Consider the following 22,141-nt stretch of genomic DNA (forward strand, 5'->3'; position numbering starts at 1 on the left):
GTTTAATTGTAAATTAAAAAGTAAGTTTTACGTTAAATCCATATCTGCGAGCAGAAGGACCTCCGATATAGTCAAATCCTGCACCGTTACGTGTTCCAAAAGCTGTTCGGTTAAAATCAGCAGCAGAATAGAGGGGAGCATTTATAGCACGGAACCAAAGGTTATTACCTGTTAATGCTATGCTTAGTCCTTTGAGTTTTATTTTTTCTAACACATTTTTAGGTAATGAGTAAGCAAGCGATATCTCACGGAAGTAGATGCGAGATGCGTCATATATTCCTACGTCGCTTATGCCATCCCCATGTCCTATAATAGTATTTCCAAAATATACTCCTGCAGTAGTAAGAGGGAGATTGTTGGGGGTATATCCTGTAACAACTCCTTCTGCATTTCTCACTTCTCTTACACCTGGTAAGATGAGAGGTAGGGAAGTATCGAACTCTTCCAAGTCCTTAGCAACTCCTCTCGCAATTGGAGTTGCCGCAGAATAAGAAAATACTTGTCCACCATGGGTATAATCCCATTGCATATTAAGAGATATTCCTTTCCAACTGAGAGTAGTGATGAAAGCACTTATCCAATCAGCATTCGGGTTGGCTATAATACCTATATCAGATGCTGCTGCATAGTTACCATCTTCTCCTATAATTCTTTGTCCGTCGGGAGATTTTCTTATATATTTTCCTTTTATGATATTCAATTGTTCACCTTCTATGGCAAAATTTCCCAAATCGGTATACCCATTTATAGGTATCTCTTTAGATCCTTCTGGTAAGTCAGTTACTTTAGATACATTCTTGGTCCAGTTTACTTTAATATTCCAGTCCCATCCATTGAGTGAACGAAGGGGGTTTATATCAAAACTGATTTCATAACCACTGTTATTCAAATTTCCTGCATTGATATAACTTTCTGTATATCCTGTAGACGGATCTAAAGGACGGAGGATTATTTGGTCTTTAGAAACTCTGTTATACCAGGTAAAGTCTAGTTTTAAAAGATTCTTAAGGAGTGTGATCTCTGTTCCTACTTCAAACTCTGTGAGTAATTCGGGCTTCAGATTCGGATTTGCTAATCTATTAGGGTATTTATTGGTAACATAGTTATAAGCATCTGCTCCAACAAATCTTTGAGAATTGAGCGATATGTATGGTCGGGTGTTATAAGGATCGGGATAGTTCGCAGAAGAACCGTAGGATACTCTGAGTTTCCAATAATCCAATACACTTGGTAGGAGATTAGGAAAAGCGGCAGTAGGTAGAAAAGATACACTCACACCTGGGTAAAGAAGAGATTGGTAGTCTTTTTCTACCGTAGAGCCCCAGTCATTTCTTACTGAGAGATCTAAGTACACAAAGTTTTTAAACCCTAAACTCACGTTTGAATATATACCTGCCCATGCTCGTGTTTCTAATCTATTAAGGTTATATCCTCTCCAATCCTTTGGAAGAGTAGAAGTGAAGTTTCTATGTTCCAACAGACCAAACACTACTTGTCCTAAACTTTCTAATCCTATTTGTTCGTATGTGTCTTGTCTGAAATTACCTCCAAGAACAGCACTGAGATCAAAATTTGATCCTAGTTTTTGTTGAAACGAAAGGATAAGAGAATGATCCCATATAGTATTATTTCCTGTTGTTGTTCTATATTGTCCAGGTAAAACCTCTGTAGCATACCCTACACCTCCTTTATTTACATAATTAAAGGTTTTTTCAGAATAGGTATCTAATCCTAAACGGTAAGTGATTTTGAGAGCATCTATTATTTGATAATTAACGTTCATCTGAGAGATAAATCTATCTGTTTTTGATCCTTGCCGTGCATATTCTCTTATCCAATAAGGATTAGTGATAGAGTTGTTATTCCTATAGTACACATTCGCATGGGTTATAGGATGTTCCCAAGGCCAGTTAGTCAAATCAATGTTTCTAGGGGTATACAGAAGATTCGCCCAAATAGAAGGACCTCCAACAGAGTTAGATCCTTGTCCTGCTGCTGCGGGAGGGGTTTCTTGTTCCGTTCTTGAAAAGTTAAATGATGCTCCCATAGAGAGTTTATCTGTCAATTTAGCATTTCCTCCAAAAGAGAAGTTATCACGAGAAAGAGTATTGTATTTTATGAATCCTTCTTCTCCAAGATGACTATAACTGAGTGATATGTTTCCAAATTCATTTCTCGCAGAAAGAGATAAGGAAGTAGTAGCAGAATACCCTTGTTGAAAGAAATCGTTCACGTTATCAGGCGCAGCAGTAGGAATATATCCTGTTGCTTGTGCAAATTCTGGTCTCTCCGGAAAAACATTTCTCCATTCGTAATATGGATGTCTATCAGTAGGTTTTGGTTTCCCGTCAAATAGAGATCCCCAGTTACTAAAGAACTCACCGTATGTGCCATCGAATCCATTTGCCCATTTATTTTGGAATTGAGGCAGTATAGCTTCATTTACATAGTATGATTGGCTAACAGATCCTTCAAATCTTGGTGCATTTTTTGCTGATGGTCCCCCTGTTTTGGTAGTAATAAGAATAACTCCATTTCTTCCTTGAGATCCATACAGTGTGGTAGCCGCAAGTCCTCTTAATACACTCATAGAAGCAATATTATTAGGATCTATATCAAGATAGCGAGTAGGTGCTACTTGTCCATCTCTAAAGTCCTGATTGCTATCATTAGTAGAAGTATTAATAGGTACTCCATCTACTATCCATAGTGGTTGTGTATTACCTGTTATAGAACTATTTCCACGTATATTAATTCTTGATCCTGATCCTGCTATACCGGAAGAGTTAAGAATTTGAATACCTGGGGTTCGTCCTTGTAATGCACGTCCTATATCTGTCTCTGGTTTATTATTCAGAGTAGCCGAAGAGATTGTTGTTTGTGCAAATCCAAGTGTTTTCGCTTCTCTAGAAATACCTTGAGCAGATACTATAACTGCATTTGCATCCAGTTGTTTTATATCGGCTTTCAAAGCTACATCCATGTCTACCTCTATTGCTCCTTCTTCCACAAGAGTCTCTTGAGGAGTTAAACCAATAAAAGAGAAAACTAATACTCCCCCTTCTTTTGGAATGGTTAGCTTATAATTGCCATCAATATCCGTGATGGTACCGGTTGTGGTACCTTTTAATACCACATTCACCCCAGGCAGACCTGATCCATCTTCATGAGATGTAACTTTTCCGGAAATAACCCGGTCTTGTGCATATACTTGATTTACAAATAAGCACATTAACAAAAAACTACTGAGTAATATATATCTCATTGTTTACTTTGTGTTAAATTAATAAATAAATAAATTAATAAATAAATAAAATGTAATAAATCACTACAAAAAATTAATAACTACTTAATTATACTAAATTAAAATAAAATATTCTAAAACGCAAAATTATTTTTTTTTATATACTTTCACTATAACCATTATAAAATCATTCAAAAAACGAAAATTAAACACGTTTTCTTGTTGTTTTTATATTTTTTATAAAGAAACAAAAATAATAATACTTAAAAATGCAACTTTTCTAATATTAAGGTGTCTTTATGAGTTTTGATAACGTAAATCTATAAAAAGTATCGTATTTAATCTATAGCTTTAAAATGTTCACCTCTGTGTTTCAGCAAAGTGATATTAAGATGGGTTCTAAAAATTGATTTATTCAAAAAAAAGTGTTGGTAACTATTGGTTTGTAAGGGATACAGTTTTTATGATTTGAATTTTTAAAACCCCTCTTAAGTTCTTTGGTTTTGAATAATACTTTTTTATCAAAGCCCATTGCAGCAAGGATAGGATAATCGCATATCCTTGGTATTTTGTTTATTCTGTCTGAAAGGTAGGGACTGTATTTTTCATTAATTTTTTTTATTTGGTTATTTTTCGGGATTAAGAATAACTTTTATTACTTTGTTGAGGGATACATATTTTTGAGCAACTTTTTGAATATATTCGCTTTTGAGAGCATTTATATTGTCTATTGTTTTTAAAATATCATCAGGATTTCTTTTTTCATAATAAGAAGTACGCAAAGCATCAATCCAAAAAGAATTTTCTTGAACTTCTATTTCAAAATTTCTTTTTTGTGCTTCTTTTATTTTATTTAAATCCTCAGGTGTAACACCTTTTGTTTGTATTTTTTTTATTTCTTCCATAGTCGCTGTAATAAGATTATTTACATTTTGTGGTCCGCATGGAAATTTGACAGAAAAAGTATAAGCATTGTATGGAAGCAAAGACCCGTTTCCATAAGCACCTACTCCATAAACCCCCCCTTTCTCTTCTCTTAAAATTTCTATTAGTTTGATACTCAATACTTCTCCTAAACAAGACAAATAATACGCTTCTTCTTTATTATAAGGCGCTTCTGTTTCCCATTGAAGGATAACTTGACTTTTTGGATCTATTCCTTTTTTAAATTCTTTTTCTGAGGGAGCTTTAGGAGGTCTTGCTCCAATGTCTTTCCATGTTTCTGCTCTCTTTATACTTGGTAAAGAAGCAATGTATTGATTAATAAATGGTTTTATCTCTTCTATTTGAAAACTTCCTACAAACCAAAAAGCAAAATCACTAAAATCTGCATATCTTTCTTTATAAAAAGCAAAAGATTTGTCTAAACTCACTTTATCTAAATCCGATACAGTAGGAAAAACCCCTTTTCTAAAATGGTTGTTGTTTAAAAATCTACGAGATTGGTCAAGAAAATAATATTCGGGATTTGCTGTTAAAGAAGGGAGAAATCCTTTTTGGTTGGTTATAAATCCTCTGAAAACATCTTCATCTTTTTTAGGATCCGTGGCATATAAATACAGAAGTTGAAAAAAAGTTTCCATGCTTTCTTTATCTGTATTTCCTTGTATTCCTTCACTCAATTCTCTTATATAAGGGGAAACGGTTACTTTTTTACCTGATAGAATTTTTTGCAAATCATTTACACTAAATTCTCCTACTCCGGATTCTTGAATAATACTCACTGCATTTTGAGCGGAAAAGTAATCTTCGTCTGAAGCCAAGCTAGTTCCACCTGGACTCCATGTATTCATAACAATTTCATCATTTTTGAAATTAGTAGGTTTCAAAAATACGATACATCCATTGGAAAGCACTAATTTTGTTGTCCCTAATAATTCATTTTTTGTCTCAGATATAATATTTCCTGGTGTTGGTAAAATTGGAATCAAACGAGAATTAAATTGTTTATCTTCATAAGGAGATATGTTCCATCTAGAAACATTGTTAAGTGTTTCTATAACATCTGTTTCACTGGGTAAGGTAATTTCATTTTTATCCACAGAAGCAATTATAACGACTCTATTTTCATTTGTCATGTAGCGTGAAGTAGTATTCACTTCGGATAAGGTTATAGAATCAATATTTTGCTTAAGAAAATTATATTCCCATTCTATACCTGGAATAGGTTCTTGTTTCAAAAAATGATTTATATATTCGGAAACATATTTGTGAGATTCTGTTTTATCTTTTTCTTTATAAGAAGACTCGTATTGTTTGAGAAGGTCAAATTTTAATCTTTTCAGCTCCCCATCGGAGAATCCATATTTTTTTACTCTTTCTATTTCATAGAGAATCGCAAGTCCTGCTTCTCGTATACCTTTTTCATTTGTATATGCTCCTATAAGAAAGGCATCTTTTGTTCTTACCCAGCTACTTCCAAAACTATTAAAAGCACCTATGTAGGGAGGGTTAGAGGTTCTTACTTTTTCATTCAAACGAATATTAAACATCTCTGAAAACATTCTTTTTTTTAGAAAGTTTTTATAATCGGTTTCATTTAAAAAAGGTTCTACGGGGAACTTATATAATAAATCTACACTATTATAAGATGCTTCTTTGTCTGTCACTATAGATACGTATGTTTCTTGATGGTCAGGAACAGAATATATTTCTTTTTTTCGGAGAGGTTGTGATACGGGAATATTTTCAAATGTCTGTTTAATTTTTTCTTCTATAATAGAAGATGAAATATCTCCTACTACGATAACAGCCATCAAATCTGGTCGATACCAATCTTTATAGAATTTTTTTATTGTTTCCAATGAAAATGATTCTAGTATTTCTTTTTTTCCAATAGGTAACCTTTCTGCATATCGAGATCCTTTATAGATAACAGGAAGATATTTGTCTAACATTCTTTGGTCTGCTCCTCTTCCTAAACGCCATTCTTCTATTACTACTCCTCTTTCTTTTTCTAATTCTATTGGGTCAAAAGTGACCAGAGAAGCCCATTCTTTTAAAATTTGTAGTCCTTTATCTACTATTTTTTCATCATCAGTTGGAATAGGTATCATGTATACTGTTTCATCAAATGAAGTATAGGCATTGAGATCTGCACCAAATTCTACACCGATAGATTGTAAATAATTTACAATTTCGTTTTTTTTGAAATTTTTGGTTCCATTAAAAGCCATGTGTTCTGTAAAATGTGCTAAACCTAACTGATTAGGGTCTTCTGAAACAGATCCTATATTCACTACCAGTCTTAGCTCTGCTCTCTTTTCGGGCTTTTTATTCTCACGAATATAATAAGTAAGCCCATTTTTGAGGGTACCTATTTTCACATTTGGATCTATAGGTATTGTGATATTTGTATATCCAAACAAATGCAAAGAAGTGAATAGAATCAGTGTTATCCCTAGTATTTTCATATTCCGACACATTATTATTTTTTTATTCATAGAAAAAGTTAATTTTTTAGATATGTATATATATGTTTAAATATTATGAAATAAATTTTATTGCTTACTTGATTTTACGTGTTCTTGGTTTTCTTGTTCTTATGCTTTTTATTTCCGTAATTTTTTTCTTTTTATAATACGTACTGATTCTTTTCACGAGGTTAAGAATATCTTCTGTATTAAAATTTGCATTTATAATGATACGGGTAATACTTTTGCTATATGAGTGCGGATAAGGAAAATGGGAAATAATTACTTTTTTAGAATATAGATATTCATACAGATCGTTATCGGGTTCTTTGAAACAAAATATAGGAGTATGTTCGGAGGTAACCGTCAGTTTTTGTATAAAATCAGAATTAAAAGAATTTTTTAGGGTTTTCAACTTATTAATTTGTTTTTTTCTCATCTGCTCTGAGTGAAGAAAGGCATACATGTAAGAAGGAGCAGGGGGGGATGCGGATATAAAATGAGAAGATTTTTTTATATATTCTAATATATCTTTATTACCTGCTATAATACCTGCTTGACAGCCGAGAGCTTTTCCCATAGAAGCAACCATTGCTATTTTTATGGAGGGGTTAATAGAACGGATATACGTTATAAGTCCTTCGCCTTCTTCTCCATTTATTCCTATTCCATGCGAATCATCTATTATAAGTAATAAATCTTTAGACCGAGGTATGTTTTTTAGCCAATCAAAATTTATTATTTTTGCATGTAATGGATCTGTTGAATTTACAGCTATTGCTATTTTTTGAGTTCTATAATCCTTCATAAGTTGGATTATTTTAGAAGGACTCATTAAAAATGAATTTTCTATAAAGTGCTTTCTATTATACCATAATGAGGGATGTGCATCTTCTGCATAATACAAATCATATCCATTTTCTATCACAATTTTTGTCATTATTTGTCCAGCTACGGTACCTGATGATACTACAACAGCATCTTCTACTCTTAGCCAACGTTTGAGATAATCTTCTACTTCTTGGTATAGAGATACTTTGAAATTCGATTTTCTAGAAATACCTATTTGACTACCATATTTTTGAACTCCTTTTACTAGTATCCTTAAAAATTGAGGGTTTGTTGATAACCCTAAATAAGAGTTGCTGGCAAAATATAAATACTTTTTGTCGTTTATTATTACCTGTCTATTAGATATTATTTTTGTATGGAGCATTCTTAATTATTGTTTAAATAAAATATAAGTAAATAAATGAAACGTTTCTATAATAAATAGAAGGATGCATTGTAGAGCATGCTCTAAAAATTCTTTTTTAGAAAAATAATGAATTTTATAACTATTAATAATCAAGTATTTAGAAAACTATAAGTACATCAAAAATGATTTTTAAAAGTTATATCATTGTATGAAAATTAAAATTACTATAAGTGAATTTATAAAATATTATTAACAGTAAAATAATATCTTATTTTGTTATTCTTTGGGATACATAGCTTGGATTTTTTTCAATCCATGGGGTTTGTTCCAAAAGCCATTTTTCATATTCTTTTGGCTCATCTACTATTACAATATATTTCATAGAAAAATGACCTTTACCACAAATTTTATTACATACTAGTTCGTAATTAAATTCAGGGTTACCTGTTTCTTTTCTCATATCTTCGGTAGATTTCGTAGGTAATAACCAAAAAGTAGTAGGGAGTCCAGGAACAGCATTTATTTGTGCTCTGAAATGTGGGAGATAAAAACTATGTATAACGTCTCTTGATCTTACATTAAATTTCACGTTTTTTCCTTTGGGAATATGTATTTCTCGTGGAATAAAATCATCATACGATGCTTTATCACTAAAATCTATTCCCATTCTATTTTCAGAATCTGTTAACCGAAAATGGTATTTTCCTAATTGATTGTCTTTTCCTGGATAACGAGAAACCCATGCAAATTGATATGCCATCACTTCTATTTCTACAGCATCTTCCGGTGCTTTTCCTGTTATCTTTTGCCATGTATCCAATCCACTAATGATTAAAAAAGTAAGCACTATAGCAGGAATGATAGTCCATATAAATTCTAATGTATGATTTTCTGGGTAATATTTTGCTCTATACAATTTTTTATATTGGTATTTCCAAGAAAATCCAAATAAGATTATATGAGTAATAATAAAAGCTACACTAATAATAGCAATAGTAGACCAAAATAAAAAATCTGTCTCTTTCCCATGCGCCGATGCAAGAGGAAGGTCGTAACTCTTAAAATGTGTAAAAGAATACCAAGCAAAAAATGCGATTCCTAAAAAAAGAAATAGCATCATTAAAAAAGCATTTACTTTATTGCTTTTAGTATCTTTTTCATCTTTATTTTGTGTTCCTTTTAAAATATCTGTAACTTTACTTATTTTTGCTAATATGAAAATAATAAGTATTGTAAACAGAATCCCTAGAATAAAAATAGTTGTAAGCATATTGTTTTAATTTTTGTTTAAATATGATGGTGTAAACTTTCTTCTAACAATGGGTGATTTTTGGCGACAAGTGGTACTTTGGCTAAATGCGATAAAATAACATATAAAAATGCCGCAAAATACACACATAAAAGACCTATTTCTAAAAATCCTATCCCTCCATTCTCCTTAAGAGTCCCTGGTGTTACCATAAGATAGAAATCTAACCAATGCCCTAATATTACTATTGGACACACTAGTTTTAAAGTACGAGTATATCGTTTAGCATCCCTAGGCATCAGTATTAAAAAAGGTAAAAAGAAATTAACGATAAGATTTATAAAAAATATTGGTGCGTAATGATCGCTCTTCCATCTTTGTAAAAAATAGATAGTTTCCTCAGGAATATGTGCATAATAAATCAATAAAAATTGAGAAAACCATATATAAGTCCAAAAAATACTGAATCCCCATACGAATTTTCCTAAATCATGTAAATGGTTTTCATTTATTATATTTAAATAGCCCCTGTCTTTCAATGAAGCAACTATGTAAGTAATGAGTGCTAATCCCGATACCCACCAACTAGCAAAGACATACCATCCTATCATGGTACTAAACCAATGCGTGTCTATTGATAATATCCAATCCCATGCGGATATAGATGATGATACTGCAAAAAACACTAAAAATATGGTAGATAACACTCGTATTTTTTTCCAATATATATGTCCTCCATCAATATCTTCTGCTAAAGAATGTTTCCTTATAACCCAAAATAGAAAAAACCATACCGAAAAAAATACTACTATTCTGGTAAGATAAAATGGAATATTTAAAAATGCTTTTTTCCCATCTATAATAGAATCGTATTCAGAACTGCTTTTATCATATAAAGATTCGTGAGTCCAATGAAATAAGTCATGTTTTGCTACTAAAAATATTACTAAGGTCAATACTCCTGCTATAGGTAACCAATACCCAAATGCTTCTGGTATTCTTTTTATTCCTGCTGACCAACCCGCTTGAGCAGCGTACTGTATTGCTACAAAAAATACCCCTATGAGAGATAATCCTGTAAAAAACACATTGTTTATCCATAAATTAGCGAACAATCTTTGTGTCCAATGAAATACACTGTGCTCTCCTTCTGAAACATTTGCACTGTGAATCTCATTATGTCCTGAATTCACAATCAACAATATTCCTAAAAGAGATAAAACTACTCCTATAATGCCTACTATAAGTAAGCGTTTTTTTGTAAGTGTTGTAAATATATACGATTTTTCTATCAACTTTTCTGTCATTGTATTATTACTAAACTATTATTGTGTATGTTCTGATTTTTTAACTTTTATAATAATGTATTTTTTTATTTTTGTTCTCTCTAATTAGCTATACAGAGTGTTTTATAATTTTTGTGTTTTATAAGCTTTATCATAATTATATACCAAAAATTTATATGGTACCAATGAAATAGGATATTATGCTTCTCAGTATCTTAAAATAATTGATTATTTTTATTTTTTTGAGTTTGTACTATTTTTTTCTTTTTTAGTTATTCTAATCTTTTTCTTTTCTTTGTAATGTTTTTACTTAGTTTTATTGTTATGGAATATAATCTATTCTATTTTAAAAAAGAAAATTACTAAATAATATCAAATTTTTATATTTCTTGATAAAAATAGTGTAAATACTGTAAAAAAATAAAAAAAATTCTATTGTAATATTTTTACATAAAAAATATCTTGTATGCGAATGTATCGAAAGTCACTTTTGATACACTCGCAGTTTTGTAACTATTATAATGGGGGGTTCTAAAAATTGATTTCTTGCAAAAAAAAGTGTTGGTAACTATTGATTTTTAAGGGGTACAGTTTTTAGGATTTGAATTTTTAGAACCCCCTAATGTATAAATAGGGTTAAAATTCAATGTTTTGTAAACAGAACTTTTTGAACAGTAGTTAGATAAAACAGGGATTCCTCTCTAAAATCGCTATTGTACAGAATTATTAAGTTTTCGTAAGAAACTCAATATATAGCAGGGCAGGACGGGTATAATGAATAGTATAGTATTTAAAAAATAGAGGATTAAATAAAGAATTGGTTATGAAAAATAGTCAAATAAAATTAATATCATATAAAGATACTTTAAAATTATAAAGGTGGGTTCTAAAAATTGATTTCTTGCAAAAAAAGTGTTGGTAACTATTGATTTTTAAGGAATACAGTTTTTAGGATTTGAATTTTTAGAACTCCTCTAAAGTAAATAATCAACTAATGCTTACCTACTCTATTACAAAGGTTGTTTTTTCCAATATTATATTTTCTTTTACGGCTTCGAATATATATAAGCCTGAAGGAAGATTCGCAAGTGGAATTTTTGTAAATGAGGGGGCATTTTTCATTTCTAATATTTTGTTTCCTGCATTGTTATAGAGATTGATATCTATATTTTTTTGTTTTGTTTCGTAGTGCAAAAATTCATGGGTAGGATTGGGATAGATTTTAAATAGATGATGTGTTAAATATTTATTATTACTTGTGATAACAGGTTGGTTATACGAGCAATTTTGGTAGTGTGGTAGATGGGTATTTTCATCAATAGTTATATTTTCATCCCCAGTTTTATAAGGGGTGGCTGCGAAAAAAAACACCATCATTTCATCTGTTGTTGATTCGCCTACATTAACTAATCGTGGTGGATTACTTGGATTATGATGATTATGAATAGTATTGTCATAAGTTGCTTCTCCATAAAGAGTACTGCCAGCTGGAACTACAACAGGTTTTTTAAAGTCATAAAAACCTTGCCAATGGAAATCCCAATTAGGAATATCTATGAAGCGAATGGTGTCTTTTTTAGGAGTTATTGCATATGCTCTCATACTTTTACATAGAAGATGTGCATGGGGAGCGATGCTCACAAAGGTAATATCTCCTAAAAAAGTAGGTATTGTTTGTTTTTCATAAAAAGTTTTTACTGTATTTGGTTCTATTGTAAGAGAAGGATTGATATTTGTTATATGATTCAGAATTGGTTGTATAGTAATATTTCTGATGTTTGATTCTGTAGAAAATTTTATATTTACTTTTGTAGAATCATATTGTTGAGATCCTTCTTTAGGATAATGAACTTGAATAATTATTCTTGCCCCCATATCTATTTGTATTCCCATTCCGATAGGGGTAGAATATGAGGAACTACCAGGAACCCATCCACCAATAAGTTTTGCGGTATTACTTCCAATTCCTCCAAAATTTGTATACCCTGGTAGAGTATCTATTGCATCTAATCTAAGGGGTTCATCGCTGGTGTCTTCATATATAAGTACATGATGTACTATGTTTCTATTACCTGGTATAACTTCTATACTTTTTATAAATGCTTGATTGGTAATTTTTTCACTTACAATAAAACACCTATAGAGATCGTCTTCTATTTTAGGGACTTGGTATTTGGGCATTTTAAGTAATAGATCTGGATTCAATATTTGATTGGAGGTAACGGAAATGGGTACTGCGATTTGTGGTTCATTTCCTTCGGGTAACCCATTATTTATCCATTGAATAATACTTTCTATTTCGATATTTGTTAGGTTTCTTTCGTGGGCTAAGTTTTTATAAAGAGGATTTGGTGGCCATGGGGGCATTGTTTTATTACTTACGGTTTCTTTTATACGGTTTTTCCAAATATTTACTTTATCATAGGTTGTGAGATCAAAAGCTAATCCTTTTGAATTATGACAATTGGTACAGTGGGAATAAAATATACAGGAGATATCACGATTCCAAGTAAGGGACTCTTGTGCTTTTGTTTGTATATTATTAAGGATAAGCATTATTACATATAAATATTTCATTTTTATCGAGATGGGTTTTAAGAATTTTATGTTTATTTTATTTTTGAGATACTCCGAAAACCGCTTTTGATATATTTATAATTTTGTAATTATTTGATTATGAATAGTTTTAAAACTCATTATTTCTGTACAAAAGGTTTTTAGCGTGAACTTAGTATTCATAAATTTTTTATTAGAATCGCTCTATAAAATACTGTATAATGATTTATTTAATGCTAATTTTATGAATTATAAAGTGTCTTTTTTCTTTATGTTCGCAGTAATCACAGTGATAATATTTTACCATTTCACCTTCTAAAAATTCTGTTGCTTCGTGAATCATTTCACTTTTATCTATTCGTAGAGTTTGGTAACCACATTCAGAGCATTTCAATGCGTGAAGTTTTCCGTCATATCTTTCTATTTTTTTTAAACCTGTGGTATCATCTATCCAAACGTCATAATCTATAGAGTTTAATAATTCTTCTCTTTGCATTCCTTCGTCTAGGTAGAGGTCTTCTTCTTCTTCATTCAGTAGCCTTAAAGGTCCAATACGTCTTCCATTCTCATCTGTTAGAAATCGTGGTATTTTGTGACGAATATATTCTAACCTTTTTTCCATCTGTAAGGGATAATAAACATTAAAGTAGTATCTGAATATTACTGCTAATATAAGTCCTACTATTAAAAAGCTAAACGCAACAGCTAAAAATTTTAGCACATTGTCCCCTATGTCTTCTCGGACAAAAAAATAATTCAGAAAAAAAGTTATGGAGAGAGTAGCTAATAAAGATATTCTCCACAAGTTTTTTTTCTCGCTTTTATTAATATAATCATAATGTTCTTTTGGTTCTTTTAAAGTTGCTTTATAAATTAGAAAATATAAAAGCAATATAAAAGATAAAACAATAAATGTTATACCCAATACTAATGCATAAACATCCCAATAATTCTTTATAAATTCTGATAATTTCATAATAGTATAATAATTGTTTTTTATAAAATAATATGTATAATTTTTTTTTTAGTAAATAAATATTTTTATTAATAATAACCTATATTGATATATAATTCTAAATATAAGCTTAAACCATATTGAGAGATATTATCCCTTCAAAAATTTTATTTGTTGTATTTGTTATATAAATATTCGTGTATTCGTTTTTTTTTTTAATAAATTCTACTTCTATGCTTCCCCCTTTTGTAATTATTTGTAGAGGACTTTCTATATTTTTAGATTCTGAAACTATTAGTGCAGAAGCTACTGCCCCTGTTCCGCATGAAAGAGTTTCATTTTCTACTCCTTTTTCAAAAGTTCTTACAAATATTTCTTTTTGATTTATATATTCTACAAAATTTACATTTGTTCCTATATTTCCAAATATGTGAGAATATCTTATAATTTTTCCTTCTTCTACTACATTATAATTATGAATATTTTCTACAAATTTCACATAATGTGGGCTACCTGTATTTATAAAAAAATCAGTTCCTATTTTTTTTATAGTTTCTTTTTTTATATTTTTGAGAGCAAGGTGTATTTTATGATTTTGAATATATGCTTGATGCGCTCCGTCGTAAGCAAGAAATTTTGTGTGAGTTCCAATAATTTTGAGATGGTGAGAAAATCCTACCATGCATGTGGTTCCGTTAGCACAAAAACTTTTACTTCCATCGGGATTATAATATATTACTTCGAAATCGTATGTTGTATGGTTTTGAAGTAGTAGAATTCCATCAGCTCCTATTCCTAATTTTCTATGGGTTATTTTTTTTATGTCATCTATATTCAGTTGTAAGCTATCATTTCTGTTATCTATGAGAATAAAGTCATTTCCCGTTGCTTGATATTTTACAAAATGAATAGAGGTACTCATAGTTTTAGTATTCGATTCTATTTATTTATATTTTTTGTTTTTGTGGATATTTTTTCTTTTATTTTAGATGCTTTTCCCATTTTTCCACGTAAATAATATATTCTTGCTCTTCTTACGTTTCCTTTTCTGACAAGTTCTATTCCTTCAATAAAAGGTGATATTATAGGAAATATTCTTTCTACTCCTACGCCACTTGCTATTTTTCTTACTGTGAATGTTTCGCCGTTTGTCCCTGTGTTTTTTCTTTGTATGACGATTCCTTGAAAAGATTGGATACGTTCTTTTGCTCCTTCTGTTATTTTTAGGTTTACGTTTATAGTATCACCTGCTTTAAAAAGAGGGTATTTTTTATTGGTAACATTTTCACGATAGGATTCTTCTACTATATCTATAAGTTTGTTTTTCATTTTTATTTTTAAGTAATTTAATAATTTTTATTTATTTTTTAGTGAGAATAGAGTAATTCTGGTCTTTTTTCTTTTGTTTTTATAATTCTTTGTTGGTGGTTCCATTCGTCAATAATTTTTTTATTTCCTGAGAGGAGTTCTTTGGGGACTTTCCAGTTTTTATATTCTGCGGGTCTTGTGTATATTGGGGGTGCTATCATGTTATTTTGAAAGGAATCTGTGAGAGCAGAGGTTTCATCGTTTATTACACCGGGGATAAGCCGTATAATACTATCACACAAAACAAGAGATGGTAGTTCTCCGCCTGATAAAACATAATTTCCTATACTTATTTCTCTTGTGATGAGATGTTCACGTACTCTTTCGTCTACTCCTTTATAGTGTCCGCATAGTATAACAATATTATTTTTTAGAGAGAGGTCGTTTGCTATTTTTTGGTTTAGCAATTCTCCATCGGGTGAGGTGTATATTATTTCATCGCAGTGATTTTTTTCCTTTAAAAAATGAATACATCTATCTATAGGTTCTACTTGTAGAACCATTCCTGATGCTCCTCCGTATACATAGTCATCAACTGTTTTGTGTTTATTTGTGCTAAATTCTCTTAAATTATGGATATTAACTTCTATAATTTTTTTTTGGATTGCTCTTTTCAAGATACTGTGTTCAAAAAAATTTTTTACAATATCTGGTAGTACTGTTATTATATCAAATCTTTTCATATATTGAGTAATCCGTCGGGTATGTGAGAATTTATTATTTTATTTGTTATATCTATTGTTTGTATTATTTCTTTTGTATAAGGTATAAGTATTTCTTTATGTTCTTTGGTAACCCCTATAAGTGGATTATTTTTTAATGGGTATATGTTTGTTACGGTTCCTATATGAATATTGTTGTCTACGACATGGAAATTTATAATTTTATGGATAGATTTTTGAAATTCTATTTTTTTTTCTGTTTCTTTATCGGATGGGATAGCCCATATTTCTTTGTTTAAGAGGGTATGAGCTTCTTTTGGAGTATTGACTTCTTCAAACTTTAGGAATATTTTATTTTGAGATATTTTGGAATAGGTGATAAAAAAAGGTATATATTCGGAATTATTTTTTATAAATACAGATTTTGTTTTTTCAAAAGAGTAATTATTGTGATAATCTGGGTGCAGTATTATTTTTCCGTCGGTACCGTGTATTTTTTTTATAGTTCCTATTTTTGTATACCCTATCATCATTATAGTGAGTGGTTATTGTTTTGGGGTATTTTTTTGTTTTATTGTTTCTATTCGTGTGAGTTTCTTTTTAGTTTCTATTTCTATGGTTTGTTTTTTTTTGATTTCTTTTTTATTTCGGATAGATGCTATTTTAGATGCTATTTTTTCATCTTTTTTATTTTTCCACTCTATGTATTTAGCGTCTGCATTTTCTTGTGTTATAGCTTTTTTATCTACTCCGATTTGAAGATGTCTTTTATAAAGGATTCCTTTATAAGATAGTATTGCTCTGATGGTTTCTGTGGGCTGTGCTCCGTTTGATAACCATTTGAGTGCTTTTTCTTCATTTATAACAATAGTGGCTGGGTTTGTATTAGGATTGTATGTTCCTATTTTTTCTATAAATTTTCCTTGTTGGGGAGAATTTGAATTTGCTACTACTATGTCGAACATTGCTAAATTTCTACGTCCTCTTCTTGCTAGTCTAATTTTTACCATTTTTAATGATTTATGTGGGAACCCGTCCCTTATTTATTTTATGAAATAATAATAATAATTTTTTTATATTTTTAGCAATATAATACATATTTTTTTATTTTTAAAATAAAAATATTTTGACACATATATTTTAAAAATAATCTGTAATTATTATAAATTTTCGTATTATTATTTGATATTATTATCTAATTTACTTTAAAGTTAGGATTAGTGATCATTGTATGGGTTTATTTATTATATATTTATTATAGGTAATATTTTTAGCAAGAAATAAAATGAATGTAAATAATCTACAAAAGATAATAGTATCTTCTCAAACTGTTATTATAACTATGCATGCAAATCCTGACTCGGATGCATTGGGAAGTTCTTTGGCGCTGAGTATTTATTTGGAAAAGAAGGGATGTGAGGTTTTTGTTATATCTCCTACAGGGTATCCAGATTTTTTAAAATGGATGGGAGGAAGTAATTCTGTCATTATTTTTTCAAAAGAAACAGAAAACAGGGTACGGGATATATTTTTAAGGGGTGATGTTATTTTTTGTTTAGATTTTAATTGTTATGAGCGTTTGCATAATTTAGAGAGTTTTGTAAAAAGTTCTCCTGCAAAAAAAGTTGTTATAGATCACCATTTATATCCCAATATTGTTGCGGATTTTATTATTTCTGATCCGAGTAAGTCATCTACGTCGGAGCTTTTATACGATATTATGGTATCGCTTGGGGATGAGGGACTTGTAGATTTGGATATGGCGGAGAATATTTATGGTGGATTAATAGGAGATACGGGGAATTTTAGGAATTCTAATACTACTGTTGCGGTTCATTTTTTAGCTGCTCGGTTGATACAGAAAGGAGTAGTTCCGCATAAAATAATAGAATGTATGTATGAGAGTGGTTCTATGAGACGTTTACAGTTTTTAGGGTATGTATTATCTGAATGTTCAGAGTTTTTGGTGGATACGATTATTTTTACTATAAAAAAAGAGGTGTTACAGAGGTTTGATTCACAGATGGGTGATACAGAAGGTATTGTGAATTATGGGCTTACGGTGGAGGGGGTTATTTGTTCTATATTAGTGGTGGAAAAGGTTGATAGGGTAAAAATATCTTTTCGTTCTAAAAATAATTTTTCTGTTTATGAGATGGCGAGAGATATTTTTGGAGGTGGGGGTCATAATTATGCTGCGGGTGCTACTTCTTTTGTAAATGTGGAAGAGACGGTAACAAAGATTAAAAATTTTTTACGTTGTTATAGGAAGAGTTAGGTGTTTTTGAGGGTATTATATATTTTTATGGTTTGTATGGCTTCTTTTGGGTCGTGAACTCTTAGTATATTTGCTCCATTTTGGAGTGCTATTAGGTGAAGTGCGGTAGTGGTTGGGAGGGATTCATTTGGGGATGTTTCTATTGTTTTGTATAGGAAGGATTTTCGAGATATTCCTACGAGCATAGGCATATTAAGGCGAGTAAGGTATTTCATTTTTTGGAGGAGTTTAAAATTTTGTTCTGTTGTTTTTGCGAATCCGAATCCTGGGTCTATGATTATGTCGTTTATATTTTGAGTGCGGATTTTTTTTGCGGTTACTTGTAAATAATCACATACTTCGGTGACAATATCTGTGTATTTTGAGAGTTGGTTCATTGTTTTTGGGGTTCCCCGGTAGTGGGTAAGTATGTATGGGACATGGTATTGAGATGCTATTTGGTATATATATGGGTCTAATTGTCCTCCTGAAACGTCATTTATGAGTGTAGCTCCTTCTTCTATTGCCATTTTTGCGATATTAGTTCTAAAAGTGTCTATGGATATATAGATGTCAGGGAAGTTTTTTTTTATGATTTTGATTTTTCCTTGTATTCGTTTTGTTTCTTCTAATTCTGTTATATGTTCTGCATCGGGGCGTGTAGAATATCCTCCTATATCTAATAAGAAAGCTCCTTGTGATATATGTTTTTCTGTGATTTTTAAAAGTTCTATGTCTGTTTTTATTTTTCCTCCGTCGAAGAAAGAGTCGGGAGTAAGATTTATGATAGCCATTACTCTTGGGATACTGAGGTCTATTATTTTTTTGTTGAGGAGAATAGAGGTCATTGGAGTTCGGGGAAGTTTTGGGAAAGGTCTTTTCCTTTGTTTTTTATGTTTTGCAATAGTATTTTTGCTTCTTCTGTTCTTTTTTGGGATAGGTATATTGTTATGAGGTAAGAATGTGCGTCAGAGTTATCGCTTTGTATATTGATGACTTTTTTCCAGTATTGTTCTGCAATTGTGGTGCGTTGGGTATTGTATGCGATGATTCCCATACCGAGTAGGGCATCTATATTATTTGGTTGTATGGAAAGAGCTTTTTGGAAGAAAAATTCTGCGGTGTCGAATTGGTTTTTTCTACCGTATAATCTTGCTATACTGATAGGTGCTTCTATATTGGTATTATCGTTGTTCCATATAGCATTATAGCATCTGAGTGCGCCTGCGAAATCGTTTTTTTGTTCGTATAATCCTCCGATATAAAGAAGTGTTGGTATTTGTGATCCGGGTTTTATGGATAGAGATTTTATGAGGAGTTTTTCTGTTTGTAGGAGGTCTCCTTTATCAAAAGCAGTTTTTGAGAGAGCTTGCCATGCATGGGCGCTTTGGGGGGATGTTTCGGTTGCGTTTTTCCAAAAAGCTTCTTCGTTTTTAAAATGTGCTTCTCTTTGGAAGGTATAGAGAGATAGGATACAAACAAGAGTTATGAGGGCGTATTTTATAGTATTTCGGAGGTTATTTTTTGTTGGGTATCGTAAAAGAATATGTTTTAGCATTTCATTTAACAAAATAATGCAGGCAATGGCAGGTACATAAATTCTATGCTCTAAGTAATCACTGATAGCTCCGTGGGTTGCGACGAATAGTGTAGGGGGAAAAATAAAAGCAAACCACCAGAAGAATGTCCATATTGCTATTTTATAAGATGGTTTTAGCCAGTATATTATTCCGAATAAAAGAAAATAGGTAATTATTCCAAGATAGGTAGTGAAAGAAGAATACATAGCCCAGACGGAGAGGTTCCATGGGATGAAAAATTTTGCTATTGATTCACTCAAAAAAGGTATATTATATTGTATAGATTCCCATCCTATTTGGATGTCTATGATGACTCCTTCTCCGGGTTTTGCGGATGTAAAAGCGGCTTTTAAAGCTCCGTATCTGATAAGGAACCAGAGGCAACAAATTATTCCCCATGTAAATATCATTTTTGTATATACTTTTTTATTTTTTTGAAAAGGGTCTTCTGTAAATAAAAATAAGTATACAAAACAGATGATGAATAGTCCTAATGCGGCTTCTTTTGTGAAGAGTGCGGCAAATGCCCATAGGATATGTAATACATAGTATTTTTGTTTTTGTAATTGTAAGTATTTTATAAAATATATAAGAGATGCGAGTGTAAAAATACATAAAAGAGGATCGTTTCTTCCAAAAACCCAGCCAACTGCCTGTACGAACAGAGGATGTGCCATGAACAGGAGAGTGGTCAAAAGGACTATAAACTTATCATATTTCAATAAAACGAGCAGACGAAATAATAAAATGCAGGAGATGATGTGAAAAATGATGTTAGAGAAATGGTATATTTTTGGGGATACTCCGCCGAATTGAAAATCTAATATAAAGCTACTAAACAAGAGAGGGCGGTAATAATCTAACATAGAAGATTCCGCAAATCCTTTGAAAAAATTGGAAAATTCTTTAAAATATTGTTGGCTGGCTACTAAAAATCGTATATCATCTAATCCTATAAAATCAAAAGATAAAACACGGGCGTATAGTATAAATCCAAAAATACAAATGATTGCCCACCAATTATTTATGCATTTATATTCGAATGTGTTTTCTTTGTATTTTATATGAGGATTGTTTGGTTTTTGAATTTTAGGAGGGTTTGGTTTTATTTTACTTTTTGGTTCAGATTTCATTTTTTTAGTTTTTTAATAAGGGAAGTATTTTTTTATTTCATTTTCAATGATAGAAAAGGTTTTGTTTCTGAGAGCATCTACGTCTTTTAGGGTCATCCCTGTTGTTTCTATTGGGGTATGGAAAATAATTTTATTGGGGATATTTCTGAGATAAAAAGAGCCATCATCGGGGAATACTTTCCAATTAAATGGCATTGTTACGGGAACAATGGGAACCTGGGTTTCTATTGCTGTTCTGAATGCTCCGTCTTTGAATGGGTTCAAACGAGGGTTCGTATTGCTATTTATAATTCCTCCTTCGGGGAAGATAGCAAGTGATTTTTTTTCTTTGATGGCATGTATAGATTTTTTAAAAGCATCTCCTTTACTTTTTATGCTTTTTCTATCTACGGTTATGTGAAGTTTTTTATATACATAACCAAAAAAGGGGACTTTTGATATGGACATTTTACCGACAAACACAAAGGGTATGGGAATGAATCCAAAAGTAGGTATATCTATCAAGGAGGCATGATTACTGCAAAAAACGTACTGCTTTGTGGTATCTATTGGACTTTCCCACTCTATTTTTATCCGCATACATGAAAAGAAAAAAAATAACCTTGTCCATATATGATTTAATAAAAGTACAGATCTATTGAATGGTTTTAGATGAATTCCTATTAAAAAAAGAGGTAGGAGAAGGAAAAACACGAGACCGAATACTCCAAAAGAGTATCCCATGTAGATTCTGTTAAAAAAAAGTTTTATTTTTGATAGCATAGATATTGTAGTAATTTTTTTATGAGTTCCAAGAATTTATAATTTCTACAACAGAGAGTTGATTTTTTCACTCTGTCGTGAGAATCTGTATTTGTGTATATGAGAATTTTTTGAATGGTTTTATATGGAATTCCTGCGTTTAGCATTTCTAATCTTGATTCAACTGCTTTTTTTTATGACTCATCGCTCGCTATTATTAATCCCTTTCAATTCTGTTATTCCCTTATACAGATAATCTATGTCATCGCCCAAATTAAAATATAAAATGCTCATAGATATTACTTTACTAACTCCTCTTAAGCAAACATTATATTCAAAATGATACTATTCCAATGAGTGTAAGGTTTATTAACATTTAAAATGTAGTTGCAAGCACTTTTGTTGAGCATTTTTTTATAGGTTCTCTAATTCATTTGCACTTAAACCTGTCAGTTTCATTATCATTTGAGTATTAAATCCTTCCTTCTCCATTTCTTTT

At 31.0% G+C, this 22,141-nt stretch carries 16 protein-coding genes; 1 reads left to right on the forward strand and 15 read right to left on the reverse strand.

Annotated elements, in window-relative coordinates:
• Nucleotides 1-13: 13 nt before the first annotated feature.
• The 12 genes from QM536_03290 to rpsP form a co-directional block, all read right to left on the reverse strand.
• On the reverse strand, nucleotides 14-3,265 hold the full coding sequence (locus tag QM536_03290) for a SusC/RagA family TonB-linked outer membrane protein (protein ID MDI9356034.1): 3,252 nt from the start codon (nucleotides 3,263-3,265) through the stop codon (nucleotides 14-16).
• A gap of 605 nt (nucleotides 3,266-3,870) precedes the next feature.
• Nucleotides 3,871-6,687 carry an insulinase family protein gene (locus QM536_03295; GenBank protein MDI9356035.1) on the reverse strand — a complete coding sequence of 939 codons (2,817 nt, stop codon included), beginning with the start codon at nucleotides 6,685-6,687 and terminating at the stop codon, nucleotides 3,871-3,873.
• Between the two features lie 64 nt (nucleotides 6,688-6,751).
• On the reverse strand, nucleotides 6,752-7,873 hold the full coding sequence (locus tag QM536_03300) for an aminotransferase class I/II-fold pyridoxal phosphate-dependent enzyme (protein ID MDI9356036.1): 1,122 nt from the start codon (nucleotides 7,871-7,873) through the stop codon (nucleotides 6,752-6,754).
• A 250-nt stretch (nucleotides 7,874-8,123) separates the two neighbouring features.
• Nucleotides 8,124-9,125 (reverse strand): cytochrome c oxidase subunit II, encoded by a 1,002-nt coding sequence (locus tag QM536_03305; GenBank protein MDI9356037.1) that lies wholly within the window; start codon nucleotides 9,123-9,125, stop codon nucleotides 8,124-8,126.
• A gap of 17 nt (nucleotides 9,126-9,142) precedes the next feature.
• Nucleotides 9,143-10,411: a quinol:cytochrome C oxidoreductase gene (locus QM536_03310; protein MDI9356038.1), complete on the reverse strand. Its 1,269-nt coding sequence runs from the start codon at nucleotides 10,409-10,411 to the stop codon at nucleotides 9,143-9,145.
• A gap of 981 nt (nucleotides 10,412-11,392) precedes the next feature.
• Nucleotides 11,393-12,967 carry a T9SS type A sorting domain-containing protein gene (locus tag QM536_03315; protein MDI9356039.1) on the reverse strand — a complete coding sequence of 525 codons (1,575 nt, stop codon included), beginning with the start codon at nucleotides 12,965-12,967 and terminating at the stop codon, nucleotides 11,393-11,395.
• Between the two features lie 205 nt (nucleotides 12,968-13,172).
• Nucleotides 13,173-13,922: a hypothetical protein gene (locus QM536_03320; GenBank protein MDI9356040.1), complete on the reverse strand. Its 750-nt coding sequence runs from the start codon at nucleotides 13,920-13,922 to the stop codon at nucleotides 13,173-13,175.
• Nucleotides 13,923-14,031: 109 nt separating this feature from the next.
• Nucleotides 14,032-14,823 (reverse strand): diaminopimelate epimerase, encoded by a 792-nt coding sequence (dapF, locus tag QM536_03325; GenBank protein ID MDI9356041.1) that lies wholly within the window; start codon nucleotides 14,821-14,823, stop codon nucleotides 14,032-14,034.
• Nucleotides 14,824-14,840: 17 nt separating this feature from the next.
• Nucleotides 14,841-15,230: a 50S ribosomal protein L19 gene (rplS, locus tag QM536_03330; protein MDI9356042.1), complete on the reverse strand. Its 390-nt coding sequence runs from the start codon at nucleotides 15,228-15,230 to the stop codon at nucleotides 14,841-14,843.
• Nucleotides 15,231-15,268: 38 nt separating this feature from the next.
• Complete coding sequence (gene trmD / locus QM536_03335) at nucleotides 15,269-15,952, reverse strand: tRNA (guanosine(37)-N1)-methyltransferase TrmD (protein MDI9356043.1); 684 nt, start codon at nucleotides 15,950-15,952, stop codon at nucleotides 15,269-15,271.
• Nucleotides 15,949-16,464 carry a ribosome maturation factor RimM gene (rimM, locus tag QM536_03340; protein ID MDI9356044.1) on the reverse strand — a complete coding sequence of 172 codons (516 nt, stop codon included), beginning with the start codon at nucleotides 16,462-16,464 and terminating at the stop codon, nucleotides 15,949-15,951. The genes trmD and rimM overlap by 4 nt, the downstream gene beginning before the upstream one ends.
• A gap of 12 nt (nucleotides 16,465-16,476) precedes the next feature.
• Nucleotides 16,477-16,941 carry a 30S ribosomal protein S16 gene (gene rpsP / locus QM536_03345; protein MDI9356045.1) on the reverse strand — a complete coding sequence of 155 codons (465 nt, stop codon included), beginning with the start codon at nucleotides 16,939-16,941 and terminating at the stop codon, nucleotides 16,477-16,479.
• Between the two features lie 275 nt (nucleotides 16,942-17,216).
• Here rpsP and QM536_03350 point away from each other — a divergent pair, with 275 nt between their 5' ends.
• Nucleotides 17,217-18,209: a bifunctional oligoribonuclease/PAP phosphatase NrnA gene (locus tag QM536_03350; protein MDI9356046.1), complete on the forward strand. Its 993-nt coding sequence runs from the start codon at nucleotides 17,217-17,219 to the stop codon at nucleotides 18,207-18,209.
• On the opposite strand, the gene folP is transcribed toward QM536_03350, so the two are convergent.
• The 3 genes from folP to QM536_03365 are packed head-to-tail and all read right to left on the reverse strand — an operon-like array spanning nucleotide 18,206 to nucleotide 21,663.
• On the reverse strand, nucleotides 18,206-19,036 hold the full coding sequence (gene folP / locus QM536_03355) for a dihydropteroate synthase (GenBank protein MDI9356047.1): 831 nt from the start codon (nucleotides 19,034-19,036) through the stop codon (nucleotides 18,206-18,208). The two genes, QM536_03350 and folP, sit on opposite strands and share 4 nt — an antisense overlap.
• The gene (locus QM536_03360; protein ID MDI9356048.1) at nucleotides 19,033-20,901 is read right to left on the reverse strand and encodes a hypothetical protein; all 1,869 of its coding nucleotides are present in this window, start codon (nucleotides 20,899-20,901) and stop codon (nucleotides 19,033-19,035) included. The genes folP and QM536_03360 overlap by 4 nt, the downstream gene beginning before the upstream one ends.
• 12 nt (nucleotides 20,902-20,913) lie before the next feature.
• Nucleotides 20,914-21,663, reverse strand: coding sequence for a lysophospholipid acyltransferase family protein (locus QM536_03365; GenBank protein MDI9356049.1), 750 nt, complete (start codon nucleotides 21,661-21,663; stop codon nucleotides 20,914-20,916).
• Between the last annotated feature and the right edge of the window lie 478 nt (nucleotides 21,664-22,141).

The organism is Chitinophagaceae bacterium (genome assembly GCA_030053935.1).
Lineage (GTDB): Bacteria > Bacteroidota > Bacteroidia > Cytophagales > JASGCU01 > JASGCU01.